This is a genomic window from Pseudomonas sp. MPC6 (genome assembly GCF_006094435.1).
GTDB lineage: Bacteria > Pseudomonadota > Gammaproteobacteria > Pseudomonadales > Pseudomonadaceae > Aquipseudomonas.
In genome coordinates this window covers 2,942,816-2,967,989 of record NZ_CP034783.1, presented here as the reverse complement: position 1 = coordinate 2,967,989, position 25,174 = coordinate 2,942,816, and the positions used below count along the sequence as shown (strand labels likewise).

General features: G+C 60.2%; 22 protein-coding genes. 13 read left to right on the top strand and 9 right to left on the bottom strand.

What is annotated here, in order from left to right; translation table 11 throughout:
- Positions 1-63 precede the first annotated feature (63 nt).
- Complete coding sequence (locus tag ELQ88_RS15905) at positions 64-267, top strand: hypothetical protein (protein WP_128869791.1); 204 nt, start codon at positions 64-66, stop codon at positions 265-267.
- 1,330 nt (positions 268-1,597) lie between these two features.
- Here the strand turns inward: ELQ88_RS15905 and ELQ88_RS15890 are convergent.
- Positions 1,598-2,179 (bottom strand): DinB family protein, encoded by a 582-nt coding sequence (locus ELQ88_RS15890; protein WP_138966206.1) that lies wholly within the window; start codon positions 2,177-2,179, stop codon positions 1,598-1,600.
- Positions 2,180-2,197: 18 nt separating this feature from the next.
- Positions 2,198-3,316 carry a cell division protein ZapE gene (zapE, locus tag ELQ88_RS15885; RefSeq protein ID WP_138966204.1) on the bottom strand — a complete coding sequence of 373 codons (1,119 nt, stop codon included), beginning with the start codon at positions 3,314-3,316 and terminating at the stop codon, positions 2,198-2,200.
- Between the two features lie 285 nt (positions 3,317-3,601).
- On the opposite strand from zapE, the gene ELQ88_RS15880 reads away from it, so the two are divergent.
- Positions 3,602-4,654, top strand: a complete 1,053-nt coding sequence (locus ELQ88_RS15880) for an aldo/keto reductase (RefSeq protein WP_138966202.1) — start codon at positions 3,602-3,604, stop codon at positions 4,652-4,654.
- Between the two features lie 127 nt (positions 4,655-4,781).
- Here the strand turns inward: ELQ88_RS15880 and speB are convergent, their stop codons facing one another.
- On the bottom strand, positions 4,782-5,741 hold the full coding sequence (gene speB / locus ELQ88_RS15875) for an agmatinase (protein WP_138966200.1): 960 nt from the start codon (positions 5,739-5,741) through the stop codon (positions 4,782-4,784).
- 13 nt (positions 5,742-5,754) lie between these two features.
- Positions 5,755-6,846: a polyamine ABC transporter substrate-binding protein gene (locus ELQ88_RS15870; RefSeq protein WP_138966198.1), complete on the bottom strand. Its 1,092-nt coding sequence runs from the start codon at positions 6,844-6,846 to the stop codon at positions 5,755-5,757.
- 101 nt (positions 6,847-6,947) lie between these two features.
- Between ELQ88_RS15870 and ELQ88_RS15865 the strand changes: the two genes are divergently transcribed.
- From ELQ88_RS15865 to ELQ88_RS15850, 4 genes are all read left to right on the top strand, one after another.
- Positions 6,948-7,841 carry a LysR family transcriptional regulator gene (locus tag ELQ88_RS15865; protein ID WP_128869796.1) on the top strand — a complete coding sequence of 298 codons (894 nt, stop codon included), beginning with the start codon at positions 6,948-6,950 and terminating at the stop codon, positions 7,839-7,841.
- 95 nt (positions 7,842-7,936) lie between these two features.
- Positions 7,937-9,385 carry a nucleobase:cation symporter-2 family protein gene (locus ELQ88_RS15860; protein ID WP_128869797.1) on the top strand — a complete coding sequence of 483 codons (1,449 nt, stop codon included), beginning with the start codon at positions 7,937-7,939 and terminating at the stop codon, positions 9,383-9,385.
- Between the two features lie 114 nt (positions 9,386-9,499).
- Entirely contained in the window at positions 9,500-9,973 is a 474-nt protein-coding gene (locus ELQ88_RS15855; protein WP_138966196.1) for an LEA type 2 family protein, read from the top strand.
- A gap of 51 nt (positions 9,974-10,024) precedes the next feature.
- On the top strand, positions 10,025-10,567 hold the full coding sequence (locus tag ELQ88_RS15850; RefSeq protein WP_128869799.1) for a GNAT family N-acetyltransferase: 543 nt from the start codon (positions 10,025-10,027) through the stop codon (positions 10,565-10,567).
- 110 nt (positions 10,568-10,677) lie between these two features.
- Here the strand turns inward: ELQ88_RS15850 and ELQ88_RS15845 are convergent, their stop codons facing one another.
- Positions 10,678-11,601, bottom strand: coding sequence for a carbon-nitrogen hydrolase family protein (locus ELQ88_RS15845; RefSeq protein ID WP_138966194.1), 924 nt, complete (start codon positions 11,599-11,601; stop codon positions 10,678-10,680).
- Positions 11,602-11,694: 93 nt separating this feature from the next.
- Between ELQ88_RS15845 and ELQ88_RS15840 the strand changes: the two genes are divergently transcribed.
- The gene (locus tag ELQ88_RS15840) at positions 11,695-12,603 is read left to right on the top strand and encodes a LysR family transcriptional regulator (protein WP_138966192.1); all 909 of its coding nucleotides are present in this window, start codon (positions 11,695-11,697) and stop codon (positions 12,601-12,603) included.
- Between the two features lie 52 nt (positions 12,604-12,655).
- On the opposite strand, the gene ELQ88_RS15835 is transcribed toward ELQ88_RS15840, so the two are convergent.
- A complete protein-coding gene (locus tag ELQ88_RS15835; RefSeq protein ID WP_128869801.1) occupies positions 12,656-12,907 on the bottom strand; it encodes a hypothetical protein in 252 nt (83 codons plus the stop codon).
- Between the two features lie 165 nt (positions 12,908-13,072).
- On the opposite strand from ELQ88_RS15835, the gene ELQ88_RS15830 reads away from it, so the two are divergent.
- Positions 13,073-13,390: a DUF883 family protein gene (locus tag ELQ88_RS15830; RefSeq protein ID WP_064677549.1), complete on the top strand. Its 318-nt coding sequence runs from the start codon at positions 13,073-13,075 to the stop codon at positions 13,388-13,390.
- Positions 13,391-13,511: 121 nt separating this feature from the next.
- Here ELQ88_RS15830 and ELQ88_RS15820 read toward each other — a convergent pair whose 3' ends face one another.
- Positions 13,512-14,552, bottom strand: coding sequence for an Ldh family oxidoreductase (locus ELQ88_RS15820; RefSeq protein ID WP_138966190.1), 1,041 nt, complete (start codon positions 14,550-14,552; stop codon positions 13,512-13,514).
- Positions 14,553-14,789: 237 nt separating this feature from the next.
- On the opposite strand from ELQ88_RS15820, the gene ELQ88_RS15815 reads away from it, so the two are divergent.
- Together ELQ88_RS15815 and ELQ88_RS15810 are read left to right on the top strand one after the other, a co-directional pair.
- The gene (locus tag ELQ88_RS15815) at positions 14,790-19,613 is read left to right on the top strand and encodes a DUF6543 domain-containing protein (RefSeq protein ID WP_228761616.1); all 4,824 of its coding nucleotides are present in this window, start codon (positions 14,790-14,792) and stop codon (positions 19,611-19,613) included.
- A 169-nt stretch (positions 19,614-19,782) separates the two neighbouring features.
- Positions 19,783-20,784: a FecR family protein gene (locus ELQ88_RS15810; protein WP_138966188.1), complete on the top strand. Its 1,002-nt coding sequence runs from the start codon at positions 19,783-19,785 to the stop codon at positions 20,782-20,784.
- 56 nt (positions 20,785-20,840) lie between these two features.
- Here the strand turns inward: ELQ88_RS15810 and ELQ88_RS15805 are convergent, their stop codons facing one another.
- Positions 20,841-23,186 carry an acylase gene (locus tag ELQ88_RS15805; protein WP_138966187.1) on the bottom strand — a complete coding sequence of 782 codons (2,346 nt, stop codon included), beginning with the start codon at positions 23,184-23,186 and terminating at the stop codon, positions 20,841-20,843.
- Positions 23,187-23,438: 252 nt separating this feature from the next.
- Here ELQ88_RS15805 and ELQ88_RS15800 point away from each other — a divergent pair, with 252 nt between their 5' ends.
- Positions 23,439-23,822, top strand: coding sequence for a fe2+ zn2+ uptake regulation protein (locus tag ELQ88_RS15800; protein WP_138966185.1), 384 nt, complete (start codon positions 23,439-23,441; stop codon positions 23,820-23,822).
- A gap of 7 nt (positions 23,823-23,829) precedes the next feature.
- On the opposite strand, the gene ELQ88_RS15795 is transcribed toward ELQ88_RS15800, so the two are convergent.
- Entirely contained in the window at positions 23,830-24,018 is a 189-nt protein-coding gene (locus ELQ88_RS15795) for a hypothetical protein (protein ID WP_064677543.1), read from the bottom strand.
- 264 nt (positions 24,019-24,282) lie between these two features.
- Here ELQ88_RS15795 and ELQ88_RS15790 point away from each other — a divergent pair, with 264 nt between their 5' ends.
- Positions 24,283-24,729: a DUF411 domain-containing protein gene (locus tag ELQ88_RS15790; RefSeq protein WP_128870300.1), complete on the top strand. Its 447-nt coding sequence runs from the start codon at positions 24,283-24,285 to the stop codon at positions 24,727-24,729.
- On the top strand, positions 24,729-25,163 hold the full coding sequence (locus ELQ88_RS15785) for a YqaA family protein (protein ID WP_128870299.1): 435 nt from the start codon (positions 24,729-24,731) through the stop codon (positions 25,161-25,163). Before ELQ88_RS15790 ends, ELQ88_RS15785 begins: the two co-directional genes overlap by 1 nt.
- Positions 25,164-25,174 lie beyond the last annotated feature (11 nt).

Genomic DNA, 25,174 nt, shown 5'->3' with positions numbered 1-25,174 from the left:
ACTTTCGACATTGCACTGGATCATGGACGAAAGGTACCCGACATTCCTGATGGGAGGCCCACCATGAAACGTACACCCCTGATCATCGCCGGCCTGATGACGTTCGTCTCGGCCAACGCCTTGGCCGAAGGCGGGGCAGAACGGATGCGGTATTACTACGACAGCCTGCGGCTCAGTCAACAGCAGGCACAGGAGAACAAAGGCTCGGAGGTCCGGGTCCCGGACGATCAAACCGCGCAAGTGACCGAGTCCTACAAGCCGAAATGACCGATCCCGTGTGTAGGATCCGGCTCGCTGGCGAACGACGCCGATCCCGTGTAGGAGCCGGCTTGCTGGCGAAGGCGGCGGCACATTCAGCAGAGATGTTGACTGAACCACCGCTTTCGCTGGCAAGCCAGCTCCTACAGGGGATTTTCAGCGCACACCAGATCGGTGAACGCCACCGATCTCGTGTAGGAGCCGGCTTGCTGGCGAAGGCGGCGGTACATTCAATAGTAGTGTTGACTGAACCACCGCTTTCGCTGGCAAGCCAGCTCCTACAGGGGATTTTCAGCGCACACCAGATCGGTGAACGCCACCGATCTCGTGTAGGAGCCGGCTTGCTGGCGAAGGCGGCGGTACATTCAATAGTAGTGTTGACTGAACCACCGCTTTCGCTGGCAAGCCAGCTCCTACAGGGGATTTTCAGCGCACACCAGATCGGTGAACGCCACCGATCTCGTGTAGGAGCCGGCTTGCTGGCGAAGGCGGCGGTACATTCAATAGTAGTGTTGACTGAACCACCGCTTTCGCTGGCAAGCCAGCTCCTACAGGGGGATCTTCAGCGCACACCAGACCGGTGAACGCCACCGATCTCGTGTAGGAGCCGGCTTGCTGGCGAAGGCGGCGGTACATTCAATAGTAGTGTTGACTGAACCACCGCTTTCGCTGGCAAGCCAGCTCCTACAGGGGATTTTCAGCGCACACCAGATCGGTGAACGCCACCGATCTCGTGTAGGAGCCGGCTTGCTGGCGAAGGCGGCGGTACATTCAATAGTAGTGTTGACTGAACCACCGCTTTCGCTGGCAAGCCAGCTCCTACAGGGGATTTTCAGCGCACACCAGATCGGTGAACGCCACCGATCTCGTGTAGGAGCCGGCTTGCTGGCGAAGGCGGCGGTACATTCAATAGTAGTGTTGACTGAACCACCGCTTTCGCTGGCAAGCCAGCTCCTACAGGGGATTTTCAGCGCACACCAGATCGGTGAACGCCACCGATCTCGTGTAGGAGCCGGCTTGCTGGCGAAGGCGGCGGTACATTCAATAGTAGTGTTGACTGAACCACCGCTTTCGCTGGCAAGCCAGCTCCTACAGGGGGATCTTCAGCGCACACCAGACCGGTGAACGCCACCGATCTCGTGTAGGAGCCGGCTTGCTGGCGAAGGCGGCGGTACATTCAATAGTAGTGTTGACTGAACCACCGCTTTCGCTGGCAAGCCAGCTCCTACAGGGGGATCTTCAGCGCACACCAGATCGGGGAACGCCACCGATCTCGTGTAGGAGCCGGCTTGCTGGCGAAGGCGGCGGCACATTCAGCATATATTTTGGCTGACAGACTTCAATGCCCCCAGATCAAGGCCTCGGTCCACCCGAGCTCGGCGAAATCCGCCGCCCGCAATCCCGACTCGCCGGCACAGTAAAACTCGTCCAGTTGCGGCGGCTTGACCGGGGTGCCGCTGAGCATGGCATGCACCTGCCCGCGATGATGAATCTGGTGCTCGAACAGGTGCGACAGCAGGCGCAAACGGCTGTCATGTTGTGGCGTGTCACGGGCGATGGTCACGATCTTGCCGAGGTCTGCGTCGCGCATTTGCTCACAGTAGGCAATCAGGCGCCGGTCCACCAGGGCTTGCTCGCGCTTGAGGTCGGCGGCCGTTGAGCAAGGCTCGTCGTGCTTGAAAAACACGGCGTAATCGGGATGCGGGTCATCGCCGCGCAATTCCCGCTCCAGTGCATCCACATAAAACCAGTCACAGGTCAGGATGTGATTGAGCGTCGCGCGCAGGCTGGGGAAGAAACTGACCCTGGGCGCCGTCAGCTCCTGCGCATTCAACTGGCCCCAGGCCCCGGCGAGTCGATGATTGGCCCAGGCGTTCTGATAGGCCATGGTCAGCAAATGGTGCGACAGCGGCTGATTCATCTTCGCTCCTCCCTAATTTCAAGCGTCGGCGAAACGTTGCAACTGCATTTCCTGTAGACGGCTGAGGGTGCGGCGAAACGGAAACTCCAGATAACCCTCGGTGTAGAGCGATTCCATCGGCACCTGCGCTTCGAGGTACAGCGGCACTTTACGGTCGTAGCACTCGTCCACCAGGGCAATGAAACGCCGCACACCGTCGTCATTCACCGACAACTGCGGCAACTCGCGATCGCCCGCCAGCACTCGCTCGACGCCATCTTCAGTACCGCGGGCGATGCGTCCGGCGCGTTTCTGCGCGCTGAGGTTGGGTACCTCACTCAACAGAATAGCCTTGAAGGTGTCGCACAGCGCCATGAAATCCATCGCGGCAAAGGGCTGCTCACAGAGGTCGGAGTACCGGCTCCAGAGCACGGTGTCACTGGACTGCAGCACATCGAGAGTACGGTAGCCGACCTTGATCGGTTCGCTGGATACCGACTGGCCGACGGTCAGGGCCTTGAACACGTCCGCCAAGGCCCCGGGCTGCCCGGGCGTTGCGACCCAGTAACGTTGCAAACCGGTGCCCGGGTGCAGGCGATGATCTTCGCCGCCATTAACCTCGATCACCTGCATGTGCTGCTTGATCGCCGCGATGGCTGGCATGAACCGGTCGCGGTTGAAGCCATCCGCGTACAGTTGGTCCGGCGGCTGATTGGAGGTGCAGACCACCACCACGCCCTGCTCGAACATCACCTGGAACAAGCGCCCGAGAATGATCGCGTCACCGATGTCATTGACGAACAGTTCATCGAAGCACAACACCCGCACTTCCTGGCTCAGTTCACGGGCCAGTGCCTGCAACGGGTCGGCGGTGCCGGTCAGCTGGAACGAGCGCTGATGCACCCAGCCCATGAAGTGATGGAAGTGCTGGCGCCGGGCCGGAACCTGCAGGCTCTGGTAGAACTGGTCCATCAACCAGGTCTTGCCGCGTCCGACCGGACCCCACAGGTAAACGCCGGTGATCGGCGCGCGCCCTTCATGCAGGGCTTCGTAGCATTTCTGCAAGGCCCAGACCGCATGTTCCTGGGCCTCGTCCTGGACGAAGCCATTGTGTTCGATGGCGTGCTGCCAGGCGCTGAGGGGGGAGTCGGGATTCATGCGCGGCAGTATGCCACGTTCGCTGCAGGGAGATCTCCAGCCGGACACATACCCCTGTGGGAGCGGGCTTGCCCGCGAAGGCGTCCTGGCAGCCGATATATTCGTTGAATGTGACGGCCCCTTCGCGGGCAAGTCGAATCGCCGCCCGCTCCACAGCGTTAGGTGTGAAAGGCAAGGAAGTAGATGGAAAAGGGTCTTGACGGATTATATTATGATCATCATATTGATCAAGTATCGAACCGCATCCAAACCCGGCCCAATGCCTTTCCTGTCAGGAGTCATCCCATGCATTACAAAGTTTTTGGCCGCAAAACCGGCTTGCGGGTCTCGGAACTGGCGCTGGGCGCCGGTAACTTCGGCACAGGCTGGGGGCACGGCGCCGAACGGGACGAAGCCAAGCGCATCTTCGACGGCTATCTGCAAGCCGGTGGCAATTTCATCGACACCGCCAACGGCTATCAAGGTGGACAATCGGAAGCCATGCTCAGCGAGTTTATCGCCGCAGAACGCGATCATCTGGTCATCGCCACCAAATACACCTTGGGGACTACACCGGCTGCGGGCATTTCCCACACCGGCAACAACCGCAAGAATATGATCCGTGCCGTGGAAGAAAGCCTGACACGGCTGAAAACCGATCACATCGATCTGTTCTGGGCGCACATGAGCGACGGCGTAACGCCCATGGAAGAGATCCTGCGGGGTTTCGACGATCTGGTGCGTGCCGGCAAGATTCATTACGCCGGGTTGTCGAACTTCCCGGCGTGGCGCATATCCCGGGCCGACTTGCTGGCCGAGGTGCGCGGCTTTGCGCCGATTGCTGCCATTCAGGTCGAGTACAGCCTTGCCGAACGCACAGCCGAACGGGAACAACTGCCCATGGCCGAAGCCCTCGGCCTGGCCGCGACGTTATGGTCGCCCTTGGGTGGCGGGTTCCTCACCGGCAAGTACCGCGGCAACGATGGTGACAACCGCGCGGCCAAACTCGGCATGCTGGTTCACGCCGAGAAAAGCGCCCGGGACACCGCCCTGCTCGACGCCTTGCTGGCCGTCGCCGCGGAACTGGAAGCCAGCCCGACCCATGTGGCCATTGCCTGGCTGCGGGAAAAGGCCCGGCGTTCGACCACCGCGCTGATTCCGATTCTGGGTTCGCGGACCCGAGAGCAACTGGATGCGACGTTGGGGGCGCTGGAGGTGAGGTTGAGCGCTGAGCAGGTGTTGCGGCTTGATGGCGTCAGCGACGTGGCAATGGGCGTGCCCCATGAATCCATTGCCGGATCGATGACGCGGTTTACCGGGGCGCAAACCCTGGACCTGCCGATCATTCCAGTGGCCTGATACGGATCAACAGGTGGGAGATCAACATGTGTGCGAGCTTGCTCGCGAAAGCGGTGGGTCAGTCAGCATCTGTGTTGAATGTGCCGCCTTCGCTGGCAAGCCAGCTCCTACAAGGGGTGTGTGTGTGTTACCGGTCGACCTTGTGTTTGGCCGCATAGAGGCACAGCATCTCCATCGCCAGGGTCGCCGCCGCCAATGAGGTGATGTCCGCTGAGTCGTAGGCCGGCGCCACTTCCACCACGTCCATCCCCACCAGATTGATCCCGCGCAGGCCGCCGAGGATTTCCAGGGCCTGCACCGTGCTCAAGCCGCCACACACCGGCGTCCCGGTACCCGGGGCAAAAGCCGGGTCGAGACAGTCGATGTCGAACGTCAGGTACACCGGACTATCCCCGACCCGCGCCCGAATCGCCTCGACAATCCCATCGACCCCGCGGCGGTGCACTTGGCGTGCATCCAGCACCTCGAACCCCTGATGATCGTCATTGGTGGTGCGCAAACCGATCTGCACCGACCGCGACGGATCGACCAGACCTTCCCTGGCCGCGTGCCAGAACATGGTGCCGTGATCGACGCGCTTGCCGCCCTCGTCCGGCCAGGTATCGCTGTGGGCATCGAAGTGGATCAGCGACAAGGCACCATGTTTGCGGGCATGGGCCTTGAGCAACGGATAGGTGATGAAGTGGTCGCCGCCGAACGTCAGCATCGCGCTGCCGGCATTGAGGATGTGCTCGGCGTGCGCCTCGATGCTTTCCGGAATCGACTGCGGCGTGCCGTAATCGAAGTCGCAGTCACCGTAGTCGACCACCGCCAGATGGTCGAACGGATCGAACGTCCACGGCCAGTGGCGCTCCCAGGCAATCCCGGTGGACGCGGCCCGAATCCCACGCGGTCCGAAACGCGCGCCGGGGCGGTTGCTGGTCGCCGTGTCGAACGGCACCCCGCTGACCGCCACGTCGACTCCGCGCAAGTCGCGGCTGTAGCGACGGCGCATGAAACTGGTGATACCGGCGTAGGTGCTTTCGGCGGCTGTTCCGTAAAGGCTGTCACGGGTGAGGGCTTGATCGTTCTGCACAGGGACGTCCATTGAAGGCTCCTTATTATTGGCGGCTACGGAAAGTGGTCCACAAGCGAGTGCGCTGGCGCATGTCCTTGAGGCTCATGCTGCGGTCGGCGTACAGCCGTTGTCGCACGTCGGCCAGTGGGTAAATGTCCGGATCGCTGCGCACCGCCTCATCCACCAGCGGCGTCGCCGCCTGGTTGGCCGTGGCAAAGAACAACGTATTGGTCAGCGCCGCGACGGATTCCGGGCGCAACATGAATTCGATAAAGGCGCGGGCGGCTTCGGGATGAGGCGCATCCTTGGGAATCGCCAGGTTGTCCTGCCAGACCAGCGTGCCCTCCTGCGGAATCCGGTACGCCACCTCGAACGGTTTGTTGGCCTTGCGCGCCTGGTCGGCGGCCATGCTGGCGTCACCGTTATAGGTCAATGCCAGGCAGACGCTGCCGTTGGCCAGATCGCTGATCTGCCGACCGGTGGCGACGTACAGCACATTGGGCTGCAGCTGATGCAACAACGCCTCGGCGGCTGACAGATCGGCCTTGTCGGTGCTGTAGGGATTTTTTCCCAGGTAATGCAGGGCCAGACCGATCACTTCCTGGGGCGAATCGAGAATGGCAATGCCGCAGTCTTTCAGCTTGCTGGCGTATTGCGGCTTGAACAGCAGGTCCAGGCTGTTGAGCGGCACGTTCGGCAAACGCTGCGTCACCGCTTCGACATTCATCCCCAAACCCAGGGTGCCCCAGGTGTAGGGCACGCCATAACGGTTGCCAGGATCCACGGCCGCGAGCTTTTCCAGCAAGTCCGGGTCGAGGTTGGCGTAGCCCTTGAGGCCCTCGTGGGGAATCTCCTTCAGCGCACCGGCCGCCAGCCCGCGGGCCAGCACACTCGACGACGGCACCACCACGTCATACCCGCTGCCACCGGTGAGCAATTTGGTTTCCAGGACTTCGGAAGCATCGAAGGTGTCGTAACGCACGCGGATGCCGGTTTCCTGCTCGAACCGCTGCAGCGTTTCCGGCGCCACGTAATCGGCCCAACTGTACAGATTGACCACCTTGTCCTCGGCCTGGACCGGGACGGCCATGGCGAGGAACAGCGCGGGTAAACACAGCTTGAATAGAGGAGCCATGACGTACACCTGACCGGGAGAAGTGGTTGCAGGATGCCGCGTCGGATACATTGGTAAAATATAAAGATTGTTATCCTGACTTTATCCTGGAGTAATGTTTGATGCTCGGCCAACTGCACGATCTTGATCTGCACCTGCTGCGGCTGTTTGTCAGCGTGGTCGAATGCGGCGGTTTCAGCGCGGCCCAGGGTGAACTGGGCCTGAGCCAGTCGAGCATCAGCCAGCAAATGGCCAAGCTTGAAACCCGGCTCGGCTATCGGTTGTGCAGTCGCGGCAAGGGCGGATTCAAGATCACGCCCAAGGGTGAACGACTGCTGACCGCGACGAGAGGGTTGTTCGAATCCATCGAGGCATTCCGCCATCAATCCAACGGCGTGGCGGGTCGATTGATCGGCGAAGTACGGCTGGGATTGTCCGAGGCGCTCGATCAATCGGTGCTGCAACGGGTGGCCGAGGCTATCCGGCGCTTTCGCGAGCGGGACGAATCGGTACGCATCGAATTGATCAGTGCCATGCCCGGGGACATGGAACGCTTGCTGCTGCAACAGCGGCTGGACCTGGCGATCGGCTATTTCTCACAGGTGCAAAGCGCGTTTGACTACCGCGAACTGTTCACCGAAACCCAGCACTTGTATTGCGCCCCCGGCCATCCGTTGTTTACCGATGATGCGCCGGACGATCAGGCACTCCAGGCCTGCGACCGGGTCGATCACCCTTACCGCTTCCTGCGCTGCGACGAACCGTTCCAGGGCAAGCTGTGTTCGGCGCGCTCGGAGCAGGTCGAAGGCACCCTCGCCTTCATTCTCTCTGGCAAGCATGTGGGGTATCTGCCCAGTCACTTTGCCAGGAGCTGGGAGGACAAGGGTTTGCTCAGGGGCGTGCGCCGTGGCGACATGAGTTTTGAGGTGGCGTTTCATCTGGCCCGGCATCGGGCGCAGGTGCCGGGGGATGCGCAGAAGGCATTCGAAGAGGATTTGCTCGCGGCGTTTGTCTGAGGGGACAGCGGACTCATCGCTCGCCACTAAATGGTCTTTCTGGCATCCTGCGCCTCCATTTTTGACCCGGCCCGCCTTTTGGCACGCACATCACCATGACCGCCTCTGAAAAAGCCCCCTCGCGCCACAACGACCTGATCTACGGCCTCGACGATCGCCCGCACCTGACCGCCACGGTCTTCGCCGCGCTGCAACATGTACTGGCGAGTTTCGTCGGCATCATCACCCCGACCCTGATCATGGGCAGTGCCCTGGGCCTGCAAAGCGAAGTGCCGTACCTGATCAGCATGGCGCTGTTCGTCTCGGGCCTGGGCACTTTCGTCCAGGCGCGGCGCTTCGGGCCGGTCGGCTCCGGCCTGCTGTGCCTGCAAGGCACCAGCTTCTCGTTCATCAGCGTGATTCTCAGCGCCGGGTTCATGGTCAAGGCCCGAGGTGGCGGCCCCGATGAAATCCTCTCGACGATCTTTGGCGTGTGCTTTTTCGCGGCGTTCATCGAAGTCGTCTTGAGCCAGTTCATCGGCAAACTGCGCATGCTCATCACCCCGGTGGTGACCGGGACCATCATCACCCTCATGGGCCTGTCGCTGATCAAGGTCGCGATGACCGACATCGCCGGCGGCTTCGGTGCGGCGGATCTCGGTGCGGCCAGCCACCTGGGGCTGGCGGCATTGGTCCTGGGCACCATTGTCGTGTTGAACCGCGTCGATGTGCCATTTTTGCGCCTCGGTGCGATTGTCATCGGCTTGACGCTCGGCTATGCCGTGGCCTGGCTGCTGGGCGACGTCAACTTCGCCAGTCTGCCCGACGTGCCGCTGATGAGCATACCGGTGCCGTTCAAGTACGGTTTCGCCTTCGACTGGGTGGCGTTCGTGCCGGTGGCGGTGATTTTCCTGGTGTCGCCGCTGGAAGCGGCCGGTGACCTGACCGCCAATTCGATGATTTCCCGGCAGCCGGTCAAAGGCCCGATCTACCTGGGCCGGATCAAGTCCGGCTTGCTCGCCGATGGTCTCAACTCGGCCATGGCGGCGGTGTTCAACAGCATGCCGATGGTGACCTTCGCCCAGAACAACGGGGTGATTCAGCTCACCGGCGTCGCCAGCCGCTACGTGGCGTTTTTCATTGCCGGCCTGCTGGTGGTGCTGGGGCTGTTCCCGATGATCGGCGCGGTACTGCAATTGATGCCCAAACCCGTGCTCGGCGGTGCCGAATTGGTGATGTTCGGCACCGTCGCCGTGGCCGGGATCAAGATCCTCGCCGAAGCCGGCCTGCACCGGCGCAACATGCTGATCGTTTCAATTTCGCTGGGTATGGGCCTGGGTGTGGCGGCCGTACCGGAAGTGCTGCGCGAACTGCCCAAGGCACTGCACAACATCTTCGAATCGCCGATCACCGTCGGTGCGCTTTGCGCGATCATCCTCAATGTGTTCCTGCCCGAAGAATTCATCGAGCTGGAAGAGGATGATTTCGATCCGGAAGCCTCGATCCTGCAAGTCATGGAGAATCCACCGGCGCTTGCCGAAGGCACATCGCGCAGCAACAAGTGACAGTCTGCAGCGAACCCCTCACAGTGAACGTGGTCGCACAAGTGAACCGCTGGACAGTTGCTCAAGGGTCGAGCCATCCGTGGTTCGATCCCCTTTTCTGTCGAGAGCTCCTTCATGCGCAGACTCCTCGCTCTATCCCTCTCATTGCTGTTGCTCTCCCTGAGCGCCTGCGCCCTGCTGCCCAATCGCGATCCGCTGAACGTCAACGTGGTCGGTTTCGAGCCGCTGCCGAGCCAGGACATGGAAGTGCGTTTTGCCGTGAAGATACGCGTGCAAAACCCCAATGAAACCGCGATCGACTACAACGGCGTGGCCTTGGACCTGGAGGTCAACGGCCAGCCCCTGGCCTCGGGCGTCAGTGATCAGGCCGGCACGATTGCGCGCTTTTCCGACACCGTGCTGACCGTGCCGGTCAGCGTCTCGGCGTTCTCGGTGCTGCGCCAGACATTGGGCCTGAGCCAGACGCAAACGCTGAACAACGTGCCTTACGTGCTGCGCGGCAAACTGGCAGGCGGCCTGTTTGGCACCCTGCGTTTTGTCGACAGTGGCAAGCTCAGCCTGCCGGGGCCGCCGACCACCCCCAGGTAAATCCGCGGCTGGCGAAAACGTTCAGTACGTATAGACAAGGAGGTAACACCCATGGACATCCCCACGTTCTACACCGAACGCCTGATCCTGCGCCCGCTGGAACTGGCTGATGCCGAGGCAATCCAGCAACGGTTCCCGCACTGGGAAGTGGTGCGCTATCTGAACGCGTTGGTGCCCTGGCCCTATCCCGTCGACGGTGCGCTGACGTATCTGCGGGATATCGCCCTACCCGCTGTTGCAGCCGGCAAAGAGTGGCACTGGTCAATTCGTTTGAAGTCGGCGCCTGACCAGCTCATCGGCAATATCAGCTTGATGGACGAGCAGGACAACAACCGCGGCTTCTGGCTCGCACCGCAATGGCAAGGCCAGGGTTTGATGAGCGAAGCCAGTGCCGCAGTGACCCAATACTGGTTCGAGACACTCAGTCGTTCAGTGCTGCGTGTGCCGAAAGCGGTGCCCAATATCGGCTCGCGCAAACTCTCACAGCGTACGGGCATGCGTTTGATCGGTACCGACGAGGGGGATTTCGTCAGCGGGCGATTGCCGAGAGAAATCTGGGAAATCACCCGTGAAGAGTGGCTTCAACAGCGCTGAAGCCTAACGCCACTGTGGGAGCCAGCCTGCTCGCGAAGACGGCGGCACATTCAGCAAATAGCTTGACTGTCCTACCGCAATCGCGAGCAAGCTCGCTCCTACAGGGAGATTTATGTGGTGAAGCGGACACCGGGTTTAGCCCGCTCATCCACCGTCAATTCAAACACGTCCGGGCGCGCGTAGTGTCCGACCACGTCGAAGTCATACCGCGCGCGAACCAGCTCATCCGTGTCGATTTCAGCGGTCAGCAATCCGGGCCCACCGCGCAGCGGCCCAGCCAGGATATCGCCCATCGGCCCAACGATTACACTGCCGCCGGCGATCAACGGCCGGTCCGCCGGCCAGTTGGCGATTTCCACGCCCAGGGCCTGCGGTGAGTCCTGAACCTGGCAGGCGCTGACCACGAAACAACGTCCTTCATGGGCGATGTGGCGCATGCTCACTTGCCACATCTCCCGCTCATCCACCGTTGGCGCGCACCAGACCTCGACGCCCTTGGCGTACATGGCGGTGCGCAGCAGCGGCATCATGTTTTCCCAGCACACCAGCGCACCGATCCGTCCGACCCGACTGTCAATCACAGGCAAGGTCGAACCATCGCCCTTGCCCCAGATCAGTCGTTCGGTACCGGTCGGCATCAGTTTGCGGTGTTTCGCCACTAACCCGGCTTGTGGGTCAAAGTACAACGCGGAGCAGTACAAAGTGCTGCCGGCGCGTTCGATGACACCGATCACCAGATTGGCCCCGGTGCGTGCCGACAAGCCGGCCAATACCTCGGTTTCCGCACCGGGCACGTCGATGGCGTTGGCGAAATAGCGGGCAAAGGCTTCACGACCTTCCGGCAGACGATAGCCCAGTTGCGTGCCAAAGCCCTCGCCCTTGGGGTAACCGCCGAGCAGCGCTTCGGGCATCACCACCAGCGCGGCGCCGGATTCGACAATGGCCTGTTCGTACGACAGGACCTGTTCCAGGGTCTCGGCCTTGCCGCCGGGCAAGGCGCCGACTTGAAGCGCTGCAACAATTGACTTGGACATGGCGATCTCCGAAAGGCGATGAGGTGTTGCTCATTCTCAGCCGTCAATGGATCATGAATAAAGACCAACTCACTGCTAAATGATATGAGCTAGATGAATATCGCAACCGTCGACCTCAACTTGCTTAAAGTCTTCGAAGCCTTGCATGAGGAGTCCAGCGCCAGCCGTGCCGCGTTGCGCCTGGGCGTCACGCAATCAGCGATCAGTGCCGCATTGCGCCGCTTGCGCGAGCTGTATGGCGATCAATTGTTCGTGCGCACAGGTCGAGGCCTGGCGCCGACACTCAAGGCCAACCAATTGAAACCAGTGGTCAGCGATGCGCTGGACAAATGTCGGCAGAGCCTGGCGATGGTGGACCCGAGCGCCAATCATTACGACGGACGCTCGGTCACCATTGGCATGTCGGATGATTTCGAGATCGCTTATGGGCGACGCTTGATCGCAGAGATTGCCTGCTGCGCGCCGAAGCTACGATTGATTTTTCGCCAGACCCACAGCCAGATCGTGGCCCAGGCGCTGATGGAACGCAGCATCGATCTGGCGATCACCGCTGGCGGTTTCGCCGAACGATTGCTCAGCCGTCAGGTGCTCGGCGAGGGCAGTTATCACTGTCTGGTCGATCCGATGAGCCTGGCCGAGGGACAACACAGCATCAGCCTGGAAGAGTTCGTCGCCCGCGAGCACATTCTGGTGTCATCCGGCGGTTTTATCGGGATCACCGATGAAGGGTTGGCGGCGCTGGGCTTGAGTCGACGGGTGAGCGCCTCGACCACGCACTTTGCGGCGTTACCGCACTTGCTCAAGGGCAGTCAGGCGGTGGCGACGATTCCGGCCCACGCCGCCCAAAGCATCGCGGCGCTCAGCGGCCTGGCGCTGCTGCCCTGCCCGCTGGACCTGCCGCGTTACCCGATCGAACTGGGCTGGCGCACCAGCGTGCGGCTCGACCCCGTGGTATTGAAAGTGCGAGACGCTATCGTCACGACCTTTGCGCGCGCACAATAACAATCCTGCGATTGCAAAAAACCCCGTACAGGGGGTGTGTAGCGGACTCGGGCTACTTGGCAGCCATCAGCCGATTGACTTCACTGCGCACCATGTTCGCGAATTCCGGTGGCGACATGCCGTCGAGTTCGGCACGCACCCACTCGGCCCATTTGCCTTTGCGCTTGGCCCGTTCGCCAAACAACCGCGCCGCCTCGCCTTTGGCTTTACCCAGGTTGTTTTGCCAGAGTTCGAACAGACGGGATTTCTCATCTTCAAGCGCGGCGCGCTCTGGAAGGGGTCTGTCGGCCAGATTGAAGCTCATGGGAAATACCTGCTGCGTAAAATAGGCGACATCTTACACTGTTGAAGGAAATTTCCTGCGCCGGATTTCTCATCGGGACGACGTCGAAACGCAAATTCGCTGCAACTTTTTCCACGGTCGCAGACTCCATTGTTCACTGTCCATTCACCTGCAAGGAGTACCTCAATGGCCCGCAAAACTGCCGCACAAGTCGCCGAAGACCAAATCAAGGATCAGGCCTTCAGCGAACTGCAGGCTCTGATCGAAGAGTCGGAAAAGCTGCTCAAGAGCAGTGCCTCACTGGTCGGTGAGGAAGCGGATACCCTTCGTGGGCAGATCGCCCAGAAACTCCAGCAGGCCAGGGACTCGGTGACCAGCGTTCGCGACCGGACCCTGCCGGCGGTCGAAGCCACCGAGACCTACATTGGCGGTCATCCGTGGCAAACCGTGGCCATCTCCGCCGGTTTCGGCCTGGTGGTCGGGTTGTTGCTGGGTCGGCGGTAAGCTGCTGTAGGAGCAAGCTTGCTCGCGATGGACGTAAACGATAACGCGATTTTTCTGAATAAACGCGGCGTCCTTGAAACCATCGCGAGCAAGCTTGCTCCTACAGGCAGGCGCGTAGACTTCAGAGCCCCGCCAATTCCCGCAGATTCGCCAGCGTCTGAGCATCGAGCTGGATGCCATCGGTAGCGGCCTTGGCCCGCTGCTGGTGGCGCCGGTCCCCCGGCAAACGCTTGAGCCCCACTCCGTGCATTTGCCGCACGAGTTCCTGGCTGCGCTCGGCAAAGCTCTGTCCGGCGGCCTTGCTCGGATCGATGACGATCAGCAACTGGCCGGTCCAGGGCGTCCTGGCACCCGGATGGTTCGACCAATCGAACTCGAAGGAAAAATTACCCCCGGTCAACGCCGCCGCCAACAGCTCCACCATCATCGATAGCGCCGAACCCTTGTGGCCGCCGAACGGCAGCAGCGCGCCCCCTTCCAGAATCGCTTTGGGGTCCTGGGTCGGCTGGCCGAGGCTGTCCACACCCATGCCCACGGGCAACCGTTCGCCCTTGCGGGCGGCAATCTGCACGTCGCCATGGGCAATGGCGCTGGTGGCCAGGTCAAAGACAATCGGCGCGCCACCGGCCTGCGGCGCGGCGAAGGCAATCGGGTTGGTGCCGAACAGCGGACGGTCGGCACCGTGAGGCACCACGCAAGTCATGCTGTTGACCACACTCAGCGCCACCAGCCCTTCATAGGCGAAGGGCTCGACATCCGGCCACAAGGCAGCGAAATGGTGGGAGTTACGAATCGCCAGCACCGCAATGCCGGCACTGCGGGCCTTTTCCACCAGCAATGCACGGGCCGCCGCCAGCGCCGGTTGGGCGAAACCGTTGCCGGCGTCGACCCGCACGAAACCCGAGGCCACATCCTCGACCACCGGCACGGCCTGGCCATTGACCCAACCGCTCTGCAGCGTCGACACGTAACCGGGAATGCGGAACACGCCATGGCTGTGGGCGCCATCGCGTTCGGCGCCGGCGCAGTTTTGCGCCAGTACCCGAGCGACGTCGGCCGACGTACCGTGACGCAGGAAGATCTTCTCAAGCAAGCCCGTCAGCGCATCGAAGGACAGGTTTTGCGAGACAGCAGTAGACACTTGATCGTGTGGCGCAGACATCTGAAGCTCCAGACTAATTATTGGAGGGGGCAACAGCGTACGAGGGTTATGCAAACCGATTAACAACGCGACCCGAGCCGGCTGTCAATCTTTCGATTGAATGCCGCTCAATCGGCTCAATGTAACTGACCCGGCACCAAACGGCGCGATAACTATTTACCACCTTGCCCGCGCGGGTATCACCTAGCTTGGAGGTTCAATCATTACTCGCCGATGTGGCGATCGATCGAGACCTCCATGACTTCACCATTGTTTTTTCCGCAAGTGCTCAATGAGCCGGGTTTACACCAGGAACTGGGAAAAACCCACTCCTTGTCAGACAAGGACTTTACCTGGCTCAACCATATCGAGCTGGCGAGCGATGAACGGCGACAAGCGCAAACACCCCCCATGTCTGCCGAAAAACTGCTGGCGAAGGTTAAGGACAAGGTGGCGGTGCCCTTGGCTGGATGTTTCATGCTGTCGTCCACGCCCGACGACGCGGGTGCGATTCTGTATACACCTTACGGCGGGATCGAGAAGTTCGACGACGTCGATTCACTCGCCGCAGAGCTGATTCTGAGGCTGACCAGAGCGTCCGAGCGCGACGAACTGTTGCGTTTTGTCTCGATAGCTCAACGCATCGAGCTGGAAGGCGAAACAATCACCGAGATCGCTCACGAAATCATCAAGGGCGAAGTGTTCGAGGACCAGAAAACTGTCATCCAGAACAATCTGCAACAGAACGCACAGCGGTTGCTGGAGGAGTTAATACAACTGCCGGCGTTGACAGACTTGCTGAATGAGATTCTTGACGATTTGTTGGGCCATTCGTTTACAGGACTGAAGCAACGCGACACCCGGGTCAACTTCGGTATTGATTCACGTGTGAACCCCGCATTGGAAACGTCGATGCCGCTCAGTGACGCCCTCCTGCTTTTCTATCGCCACCAAGGCTGGCCATCAGACCAGACCATAGCGTTCAGCCACCCGGACCGTAAGTTGGCCCCCTACGATCCGGACCAGGCCGAGCGCGACAGTGAGCTATGGCAAAAGGCAGTCAAGACCGCCTCCGCCGGGCTGACCCGGTCGCTCGGCGAAAAACTCCGGGCGTATTGGAATCATGTGCTGCCCAACGGGCAGTCCCGGCGCAAGCTGTTTATTCAGGCCATCAGCGACAAGGCTCGGGCGGACATCCTGTTCAAGCGACAGGAGAAGATCATCAATCCTGAACAAAGTCGGGCACTGGAGGTTTTATTCGACCGCAGTACCACTGGAACCGCGCAAACGCCGCTGGCTCCCGAAACAGTGCGCCTGTGGGAATACACAGCGAATTTCGTTGAGCTCGCGGGTTCATTCATGATTGCTTATCCGGACGCCTATCTCTTTACCCCAGCCAGTGGTTTGCAGGTGCTTGATGGCCATGACGATTTGCAGCAAACCGTGCGCGCCAAGGCCATTGCGAAAGGGCATGACGATGAACTGTACGAATTGATGACGCAAGAGGAGCGTCATCGCTTCCTCGGCTTCGATGAACCTCGCGTTTCCGGCGAAGCGATTACAGGTTCAGTATTCGAATCGCTGTTCGACGCAATCATCGACAAACAGTTGCAAAACGTAGAATACGCGCTGGGTGTGTTCCGTCACAGCGACGGTGACGTGAGTATTCAGGCGCTGTTCGACAAGGCACTGGACGTGCGCAGCATGATCGACGATCAGTTGTTGGCGTTGTCGACGCAGGGTCGGTGGAGCACCCACCAGGTCATTACGGGACAATCGCGTCCGTCAATTGTTCTGGCCGACAAGGCGACAACGCTGTCTAAAACCTTCGATAGCGTGAGATCGGCTCTCGATGCACAGTGGCAGGCGCAACCTGTCGAGACCAGTGCGCTGCAGCGAACCTATCTGGAAGCCATGAAACCCGCACTGGCCCATGCCATGTCGCTGGGTATTCGCGGCGAGGCCAATCTTCGTCGGCTCAACCGCACATTGTCCGGAGTCGATAGCGCTATCGTCGATACGGTACTCGACCCCGATCGCCCCACACGCCGCCAGCGTAAAGCGCTGAATGGATTTCGCCCGGATGCCTACTGGTTCAGCCTTGAATCTGCGGGCCATACTTCATCGCTGGCCGTGGCCCATTGTTTCATGCTCACCGAACGGGGCGGCCTGGATACGCAGCATTCAGGCCGGGCGATTCTCTGGACCCCGGCCATGGGGCTGGAGGCCTTCGAGTCGGTCGCCACGGCCAGGACCGAGCTGCAACGGCGCCTGCTTGACCCGCTCAAGCGTCTGACGCTGCTTGAAAACCTCCTGCCGGCTGAGCGTGAGTTTCATAAAACGTACGAACTGGGTAACTTTCGGCCAATCGAGAACAATCTGCTGCTCCATCGTCAGCAGTCGTCCATCGAGCACTTCCTGGCGGTTTGCGACCACGTTCGCACGCTAAAACTGACAGGAACGCAACAGGCAAAAGCCTTGGACGCACTCAAGCGCCAACCCACCTTCACCAATCTGCAACGGGCCAAACATATCGGCGAGGCCATCGCCACCCAACAGACTTTGCCGGCCTGGCTTGGGATGGCATCACTCGAGGAGCAGCAAAAACACGTCGAAATAATGGAGCAACACCGCCATAGCCTGTCGGAGGGTAAAGACTATCTACATGGCATAAAAACCCTGGCGGTCTATGTGCACGAGCAGTTGGTCTCCCTGCAAAAAACCCGTTTCCAGGGCTCATTCATTGACCCTGACCACGTCAAGGTCACACCTGCGTTAGCCATCGCCGGACCCGCACAATCACTGACCGAATTTGCGCTGAATCACGTCAATGTGCTCCAGGGAACTGGTTTCTCCATAGCATCGACTACCTCCAAGGCATTGCCCTCGGGCATGGACACCCACGCTGTGCGGCAACTGCTCTTGCAGCTGAACATCAAGTCTGTGTACGAGCAGTTGCTTTCGGAGCAATTGTCCGGCGATAGCGACAATGCCAAAGCACGAAAACTGCGCTATTTCCGGCAGTTGCCCTGGCACCTGTTGCAAGAGGCCCACGCGCTTAAATTGCAAGAGCAACTGTCACAGAAGGCGTTCGACGCCATCGAGCAGCTGCTGGACATGCCCAATGCCACGGCCCGGGCGGCGGTGACGGGTGCAGACGCTATCATCCGTCCGCTGGAGTTGATGTCCACAGCCCGCGCTACAGCCGTCAAGGCGCTGGGGATGTATCTGGTGAGCCCGGGCAAAAGCGTGACCGGTCCGCAGGTGCTCTACGCGCCCTATTTTGTCGGGCTACCCTTCACCGAGTTCGAGACCGAGACCGACCTGCTGGCCGCACTCAATACCCCAGGGCCTTTGCACGACCTGTTGCTCCGGCGCCTCCCCGAATCGTCTCGGGCGACCTTTCAAAACCTGCTCAACTCCACCGCGGGAGAAACTACGGAAATCACTCTCGCTTCAAACCCCGTTACCGGCAACGTGCTGGAACGTCTATTCCAGGATAACATCCTGCTGCTCAAACAGATGCTGGGCAGTCAATCCACGGTTACTGCGCGAACCGATTGGGAAAAAGCCAAGGAACTGTTCAGTTCCGGGATCAAGTTGGTGTCTGGATTCCTGCCAGGCAAATTGTCCTGTGGTCTGTTTCTTTGGCGGGCCTACAAGGATTTCAAGGACTCTGCAGAGGCGCTGCAAGGCCACCACTGGAAAAGCGCATTCAAATCCTTCGTCTCTGGTGCGGCGCAGATGATCACCATGGGCCGGATGATGCAGGGAAATCCAGCCTCTACGCCCGCGCCACTCGCCTCCACAGAACTCCCCGCAGAACAGCCTGCCGTTGCGCCTCAGTGGTCAGCCATCAACACCACCTCCGCAAGCCGGACAACAGCGCAAGCGTACGAAGCACCGACTGTCGAGCTGGAAAAGTTTCAAACAGATTCAACGGAGGGCACTTATCGCGACCCTACGACAACCCGTCATTACGCCCCTGTCATGGGCAAAGTCTATCGCGTCGCAAAACACGCCAAAGCATGGCGCATGACCAACGAAAAGCAAGCCGGCCCCCTCTTGGCAAAGGCCCCAGGCCCCCAGCTGGTATTGGCTGCCGACCCGCACGCCATACACTATGGCAAGGCGATCTCCCGTTTCGCGAACAGAATCACAACCCGTTTCGACGCTTCGGCAACGCTCAACATCGAAGCACAAGGGATGGACCAAATACGCCGTAAATACCCCGACAGGGCGCGAGCAATCGTGGAAGCAGTCGATTTGGCCAGGTGCTACGCCTTTAATAGCCTGCACAATTTGTCACAGTTGCGGACCACTGGCCCAGGCACTCGGCTTGACACCTTCCTGAAAGCTTTTTTTGACGTGAGCGTAATCGACGGCGCAATTCTGGACAAAATCAAAGCCGTTATCGTGCCAATCTGCAATGCGCTGGTGGATCCGGCGCTGGACGAACTCGATACCAACAGGTTCGTTGTAGGGGCCAACACGTCATCGACCGTCCCTGTGGTCGCATTTGTCATTGAATCCGACATGCAAAAAAAAGTGTACTTCACAGAATCCTTTTTCGATCAGCAACTTGATTCGTACAAGTTCAATCTGACCGAGCCGTTCGATGTCGATGGCCATGCCCGGGCAGCCACGTTGATCCATGAGTTTTCACACCACTTCGCCAAAACGATCGACATCGCCTATCTGGAGTCAAGACGTCCATTCTCCGACCTCATCGCAACTATCACGCCATTCGCTGTGACTTTGAAAAAAGAGCATGAACAACTCCAGCGTGAAGCCTTGTCGATGGCAACGCCCCGCGAAGAGTTGTTTGCCCTATGGAACGACGTGATGTCGTCATGGGAAAGCCTGGATTCCATTCCCGCTACCGCTCATATCGGCAAGGAAATCAAAAAAATCACCGGCACCCAATCGATGAGCGACGCCCGAAGCGCTTTCCTGGACCGGGTGAAACCGGATCTGCGGATCGACACGATTTTGCGTAATGCGGATTCAATCGCCAGGCTCATCTGCGAAATGGGTCGACAGCTCGACCCCGTGCTTGTTACACCGACAACGTCGCCTTGAGTCGCCGTTGCCTTGATCATTTTTTCACGTTGTTTATGGATACTGCATGGCAACTGCCGGTTTTTCGGGTGTTTAAGTAAAAAACAGTGCTGATTGATGGGTAATTGCCATGACGGTTGTTCTCGCCGACTTCGCTCAAGGTTAGAATGCAGGAAATCAGGATGAGTCAATGACCGACAGCCCTCTCTCGCAAGCCCAATATGACGCCATCACCGATGCCGCTGCGCACTGGTGCATGCGTCTGCACGCCAGCGACTGCACCGCGCACGAGCGCCTGGCTTTCGAACAGTGGCGTGATGCGCATCCGCTTCATGCGTTCGAGTACGAGGCCATGCTGGACATCTGGGAAGTCGCAGGGGATTTGCCTCGTCCCGACGCCGTGGTGCCAGCTGCCCGGATCAAACCTGCCACGCCCTGGCGCACGGTCGGCATCGCGGCCGCCGTGTGTGCCCTGGCGTTGCCACTGGCCGCCTTCAGCGGCTGGAACCTCGGCTGGCTGCCCGATGCCTACCAGCACTTCGAGGCCGGCGATACGGTGCGTCAGGTGACCCTGAGCGATGGCAGCCAGGTGGAACTGAACCTGGGCAGCGAGCTGACGTTCAGCAACTACAAGGATCATCGCCAGGTCACGCTGGAGAGGGGCGAAGCTTTTTTCAGCGTCAGCCACGACACCGCTCACCCCTTTATCGTCAGGGCGGCGGACGGCAGGATTCGGGTCACCGGAACCAAATTCAACGTCTGGATGTATGAGGATCAGGTGCGCGTCAACCTGATTGAAGGTTCGGTACTGGTGAGCAGCAACGATGATCTTCCGGGCGATGGCTTGCGTCTCGGGCCGTCGATGCAGGCCCGTTATAAACACGGCGACTACACACCGCAGATCAGCCAGACCTACGCCAACGATAATTCATTGGCCTGGCGCAGCGGCAAACTGGTGCTCGATGACCTGGCGTTGTCCGATGCCCTGCCCTTGATCAATCGATACCTGGGCAAGCCGCTGATGCTGGCCGACCACAGTACCGGCTCGATCCGCCTCGGCGGCATCTACAACATCAAGGAGCTCAACAGCCTGGCGGCATCCCTGCCCAAGGTGCTCCCGGTCTACCTGACCCGCAACAAGGACGGCAACCCGGTCCTCAACGCCATTCCGCAACAAGCCCCGAAAAGCTGAAGGCCGCAGCCCTTGTGAGGGTGCGGCCTTCATTCTTCGCTACAGCACCAATCGCTTTACTGTCTGGCCACCTTCCCGGCTTTTTCATCCTGCTCGCGGATCGTCAGGGTCTGATACTGCGGATCGGCCGTGATCTGCTGCTCGGTGAACGGCAGCACACTCAACTGTTTTTGCGAAAAGGCCAGGGTCTGGTCCCGGGAATACTTCGACGCCGGGTCACTGGACAGCGAGAATGCCAGCAACCCCTGGGCCTGCGGCCCCTGGTCATCGAAGGTCACCACTTGCAAATAGCTGGTGCCACTGACCACTTCGCGCTTGCCGTCGGTTCTCGGCACGCTCTGGATGGCGTTATACACCCCCAGGGTACCGGGCCCGCCGTGAATCGGCGTCTGCTGGCCACCACTGCTGACCACCTGGATATCACCCCAACGGCTGTCAGACTTCAGGCCCGATTGATTGACGTGCTCCACCGATGCCAGCATGGCCTCGCGGACGGCCTTCGCCACGGGCGGACGATCCACGGCCAGGCCACGCGGCGTATGCTGCGGATCTTTCGGATCGAACCCGACACGCCAGACATCAGGTGCGTCCTGCAGCGCCTCCATGACGTTCTGGAAATGCACCCACCCCAGGCCACTGTCGAGATTCGCACTGCGGTCCCAGGCCTTGAGGCTGGCGCACAACGGCGTCAGCGTCGGCGCATCGCCCCCCAGGTCCGCCGCGCAGAATTGCAGCAGGTCCGGCATCACCTGGGTGGCCTGATACACCTGGTCGTCCATGACCATCCGTTGCAGGTCCGCCGCCGCAATCGGGCCGGCCTTGCTCAAGGCACCCAGGCGATCCAGGGCAAAGCGTGAACGCAGCCCCAAAGGCTGGTTGTCCTGGCTGATCAGCGGCGAGAAGCCGGTGAGCGGCTGGGCCGGGTTGGCCATCCAGGCCGAATCATTGGAGTGTTGTACAAAGTCCTTGCGCAACAATTGCGGCAACCGCTCTGCCGCATAGATGCCTTGTTGCGCAGCGTGCGGATCGATGTCCCAGGCGCAGGCGCTGTTGGAACCGTCGAGCACGATCATCTGCAACCCGGCCCGAGGATCGCTGCACTTGGCCAGTTTGTCGGCATTGACGTTCGGCACCACTGACAGGTTCATGTACAGCGTCTGCCCCTGATCGTCCGCCGCCAGGGTGTTGACCCAGGGAATCCCCTGGATTTCATGCACCGACGCCTGCAACGCCTTGAGGCTGGTTGCACGGTTCATCGCGTACCACTGCTGCAGCACCCGATCGTTATCCAGGTTGGCATCGCGCAAGCTATAGGCGACCTGATGGTCCCAGTCGAGCCTCCCCGGCCACTGCACGATCGGGCCGAATTGTGAACTGAAGACCACATGGGACACCGCGCGGGTCTGGCCATCCGGCTGCTTCACGTCCACGGTCACCGTCTGTTGCTTCATCGGTAACGACTTGCCGTCGAGCAGATAGCGGGTGGGATCCTTGGGGTCGAGTTGCAGGCGGTACAAGGTGAAATGCTTCGACGAGTCCACGGTGTGGGTCCAGGCCAGGTGCTGGCTGAAACCGATGTTGATCATCGGCAACCCGGGCAACGCGGCGCCCATGACGTCCAGCTTGCCGGGAATGGTCAGGTGCATCTGGTAGAAGCGCATCCCGCCGACCCAGGGGAAATGCGGATTGGCCAGCAACATGCCGCGGCCATTGAAAGAACGCTCGCTGCCGACCGCCACCGCATTGCTGCCACGATCCAGGGCAAAGCGCTGCATGCGCGAATCGGCAAGCTGGAATGAGGTCGGGGCGGCTGTCGTTCGAGCGACGGCTTTGGGTGGGGTGGCACCGGCCAAGGCTTCGGCAAATTGCCCTACGCCGCCTTCGACCAGCAGACGACGGATCAACTTGACCAGGTCCTGCGCCGTCACTTCTCGCACCCAGTCACCCCGGCATTGCTGTGGCAACCCCTGGACCCGACGCTCTCCCAGGGCACGGTTGTAGCCGGCCACATAACCGTCCATGAGCTGGCGGATTTGCGGCGTTTGCGCCTGCCAGAATGCGTCGACGGCCTGGGGGGTGTTCAACCAGGAGAAAAATACATCACTGACCCGGTTTTCCCGCTCTTCGACCGTCAATTGGTCCGGGCCGAAATAGCGTGAGCGTTCGCCGTTCACCGTGATGATCTCATTGGCCAGCAGGCACAGGTTGTCCTGGGCGTAGGCATAACCAATGCCATAGCCGAGGCCGCGCTCATTCTCGGCGCGAATATGCGGCACGCCGAAACTGGTGCGACGGATATCGGCAGTCGCCTGCTCCGGCTGGCTGCGCGCGTTTGCCGCAAGGCTCAAGCCCACCAACATCCCGGCAAGGCTCAACCGGGTTAACTGCCTGGAAATAATCACGCTCGCTCCTGATCGTATAAACGAAGGACACACCCGGCGTCGCTGCCCGCAATGTGCCTCCCCCTAAGGACGAAGCGAAGGAAAAAAATTTAGGGCGCTGGCCCCCGCCATTACGGCGTCTGACGTGGCGCTGACGCGATGGCGACAAAATTTCTACATCTGAGCCTTCATGATTTGCCCGGCTCATGCGTCTTATTGAATGAGAGCGCTCATCACATTTTCCGGTTCAGGCTCTAAAAAAGGAGTTTTTGCATGTACAACTCGCAACTGCCAACGGACGGTAGCACTGCGCCAAAGAGCACCGCCATGGGCTCCGGCGTTTTCGATCAACGTACCGAGCGCCACGGCAACGAGCGGATCAGATTCCTGCTCAAGAGCTTCGGCCTGCGCACCAGTCTGATTCGTCTGAAGGTCATCGACGCCTTGCTGACTGCCGCCGAAAGCGACCGCAGCCTGGGGGTGCGGGGCGTGCACAGTCACTTGCTGGACCTGGACATCCCGTTGTCGTTTCTCAGTGTGCGGGAAGTGTTGAAGCGCCTGTGCGGCGAAGGCGTGATCACCCTGAATCCGGACAAAAGCTACAGCCTGCATCCACAGGCCGCCGCCGTTCTTCATCCCGAGCGACCCGGCCGATGAGCGTCGCTCAGGGCTTGACCTTGCGGCGCATCACGCCATTGATCACCACCACCAGCACCGCTACGCCAATCGCAATGTACTGGAACAGCTTTTCGTCGATGACGCCGGTGTTCTGCAGATAAGACAGGCCAAACATGATGCCCAGCACGACCAGGGAGATCAGAATCGAGTATTTCAAACGTTGCGACTGAGTCATTGCCATTTCCTGAATGTGAGCCTGAAGCTGAAAAATGTTGTATCCGCAGGCAGGCCAGTCCCTTGGTGTTTTTCGGGGATGGGGGCTGCAAACGGGGTCTCATGTTACAACCGATGGAGCGTTTTGGCTTCTTGCGGCGATCACCATGAGGTTTTTCCAACGTTGCGTCGAATCCAGTATTACTTCGAAACAGTCTCGCGCCTCGTAGTTGTCTAGAATGGTCAGAATGCATTTTTCTGGCCGCTACCTGAAACGAGATTACCCATGCGAACCCATCTGCGTCTGGCCGCCCTGAGCGCCCTGTTCATCTCCTCCCTGGCCCAGGCCGCCGACCTGATCCCGATCGAGGTCCACCGCGACGCCAACTGCGGCTGCTGCAAAAAATGGATCAGCCATCTGGAGGCCAACGGTTTCAAGGTCGACGATCGCGTCGAAACCAACATGAGCGAATTCAAGCAACAGCACGGCGTGCCGCCGCGTCTGTCGTCGTGCCATACCGGCCTGATCAATGGCAAATTCGTTGAAGGCCATGTGCCCGCCGATCAGGTGTTGGCCTTGAGCAAGCGCGACGATCTGCTGGGTGTCGCCGCCCCCGGCATGCCCATGGGTTCGCCTGGCATGGAAATGGACGGCATGAGTGATGCCTATCAGGTGATCGGCCTGAAAAAGGACGGCACTGACGTGGTGGTGGCGGACTACCCTGCCCATTGATGTCCGGTGCGTACATCGGGCTGTTTTTCGCCGCGTTCGGCGCCGCGACCCTGCTGCCCCTGCAGTCCGAAGCGCTGCTGGTGGGGTTGCTGCTCAGCGACCGGTATTGGCTCTGGCTGTTGCTGGCCGTGGCCACGCTGGGCAATGTCCTGGGGTCGTTGGTCAACTGGTGGCTGGGCCGTGGCATCGAGCGCTTCCGCGACCGGCGCTGGTTTCCGGTCAGTCCTCGCCATCTGGAAAAAGCCCGAATCCATTATCAGCGCTACGGTCACTGGTCCTTGCTGCTAAGTTGGGTGCCCGTCATCGGTGATCCGCTGACCCTGGTGGCCGGGGTGATGCGCGAGCCGCTGGGGCGATTCCTGCTGATCGTGACCCTCGCCAAAGGCGCCCGCTATGGCGTACTGGCCCTGGCCACATTGGGCTGGATGGGTTGAACGATCTGGCG

Bases quoted from the DNA above. Each gene is read 5' to 3' on its own strand.
- ELQ88_RS15830 (WP_064677549.1), top strand. From the start codon at position 13,073: ATGGCCCGCAAAACTGCCGCACAAGTCGCCGAAGACCAAATCAAGGAT.
- ELQ88_RS15855 (WP_138966196.1), top strand. From the start codon at position 9,500: ATGCGCAGACTCCTCGCTCTATCCCTCTCATTGCTGTTGCTCTCCCTG.
- ELQ88_RS15850 (WP_128869799.1), top strand. From the start codon at position 10,025: ATGGACATCCCCACGTTCTACACCGAACGCCTGATCCTGCGCCCGCTG.
- zapE (WP_138966204.1), bottom strand. From the start codon at position 3,316: ATGAATCCCGACTCCCCCCTCAGCGCCTGGCAGCACGCCATCGAACAC.
- ELQ88_RS15880 (WP_138966202.1), top strand. From the start codon at position 3,602: ATGCATTACAAAGTTTTTGGCCGCAAAACCGGCTTGCGGGTCTCGGAA.
- ELQ88_RS15905 (WP_128869791.1), top strand. From the start codon at position 64: ATGAAACGTACACCCCTGATCATCGCCGGCCTGATGACGTTCGTCTCG.
- ELQ88_RS15795 (WP_064677543.1), bottom strand. From the start codon at position 24,018: ATGACTCAGTCGCAACGTTTGAAATACTCGATTCTGATCTCCCTGGTC.
- ELQ88_RS15890 (WP_138966206.1), bottom strand. From the start codon at position 2,179: ATGAATCAGCCGCTGTCGCACCATTTGCTGACCATGGCCTATCAGAAC.
- ELQ88_RS15785 (WP_128870299.1), top strand. From the start codon at position 24,729: ATGTCCGGTGCGTACATCGGGCTGTTTTTCGCCGCGTTCGGCGCCGCG.
- ELQ88_RS15800 (WP_138966185.1), top strand. From the start codon at position 23,439: ATGTACAACTCGCAACTGCCAACGGACGGTAGCACTGCGCCAAAGAGC.
- ELQ88_RS15790 (WP_128870300.1), top strand. From the start codon at position 24,283: ATGCGAACCCATCTGCGTCTGGCCGCCCTGAGCGCCCTGTTCATCTCC.
- ELQ88_RS15810 (WP_138966188.1), top strand. From the start codon at position 19,783: ATGACCGACAGCCCTCTCTCGCAAGCCCAATATGACGCCATCACCGAT.
- ELQ88_RS15815 (WP_228761616.1), top strand. From the start codon at position 14,790: ATGACTTCACCATTGTTTTTTCCGCAAGTGCTCAATGAGCCGGGTTTA.
- ELQ88_RS15845 (WP_138966194.1), bottom strand. From the start codon at position 11,601: ATGTCCAAGTCAATTGTTGCAGCGCTTCAAGTCGGCGCCTTGCCCGGC.
- ELQ88_RS15865 (WP_128869796.1), top strand. From the start codon at position 6,948: ATGCTCGGCCAACTGCACGATCTTGATCTGCACCTGCTGCGGCTGTTT.
- ELQ88_RS15835 (WP_128869801.1), bottom strand. From the start codon at position 12,907: ATGAGCTTCAATCTGGCCGACAGACCCCTTCCAGAGCGCGCCGCGCTT.
- ELQ88_RS15860 (WP_128869797.1), top strand. From the start codon at position 7,937: ATGACCGCCTCTGAAAAAGCCCCCTCGCGCCACAACGACCTGATCTAC.
- ELQ88_RS15840 (WP_138966192.1), top strand. From the start codon at position 11,695: ATGAATATCGCAACCGTCGACCTCAACTTGCTTAAAGTCTTCGAAGCC.
- speB (WP_138966200.1), bottom strand. From the start codon at position 5,741: ATGGACGTCCCTGTGCAGAACGATCAAGCCCTCACCCGTGACAGCCTT.
- ELQ88_RS15820 (WP_138966190.1), bottom strand. From the start codon at position 14,552: ATGTCTGCGCCACACGATCAAGTGTCTACTGCTGTCTCGCAAAACCTG.
- ELQ88_RS15870 (WP_138966198.1), bottom strand. From the start codon at position 6,846: ATGGCTCCTCTATTCAAGCTGTGTTTACCCGCGCTGTTCCTCGCCATG.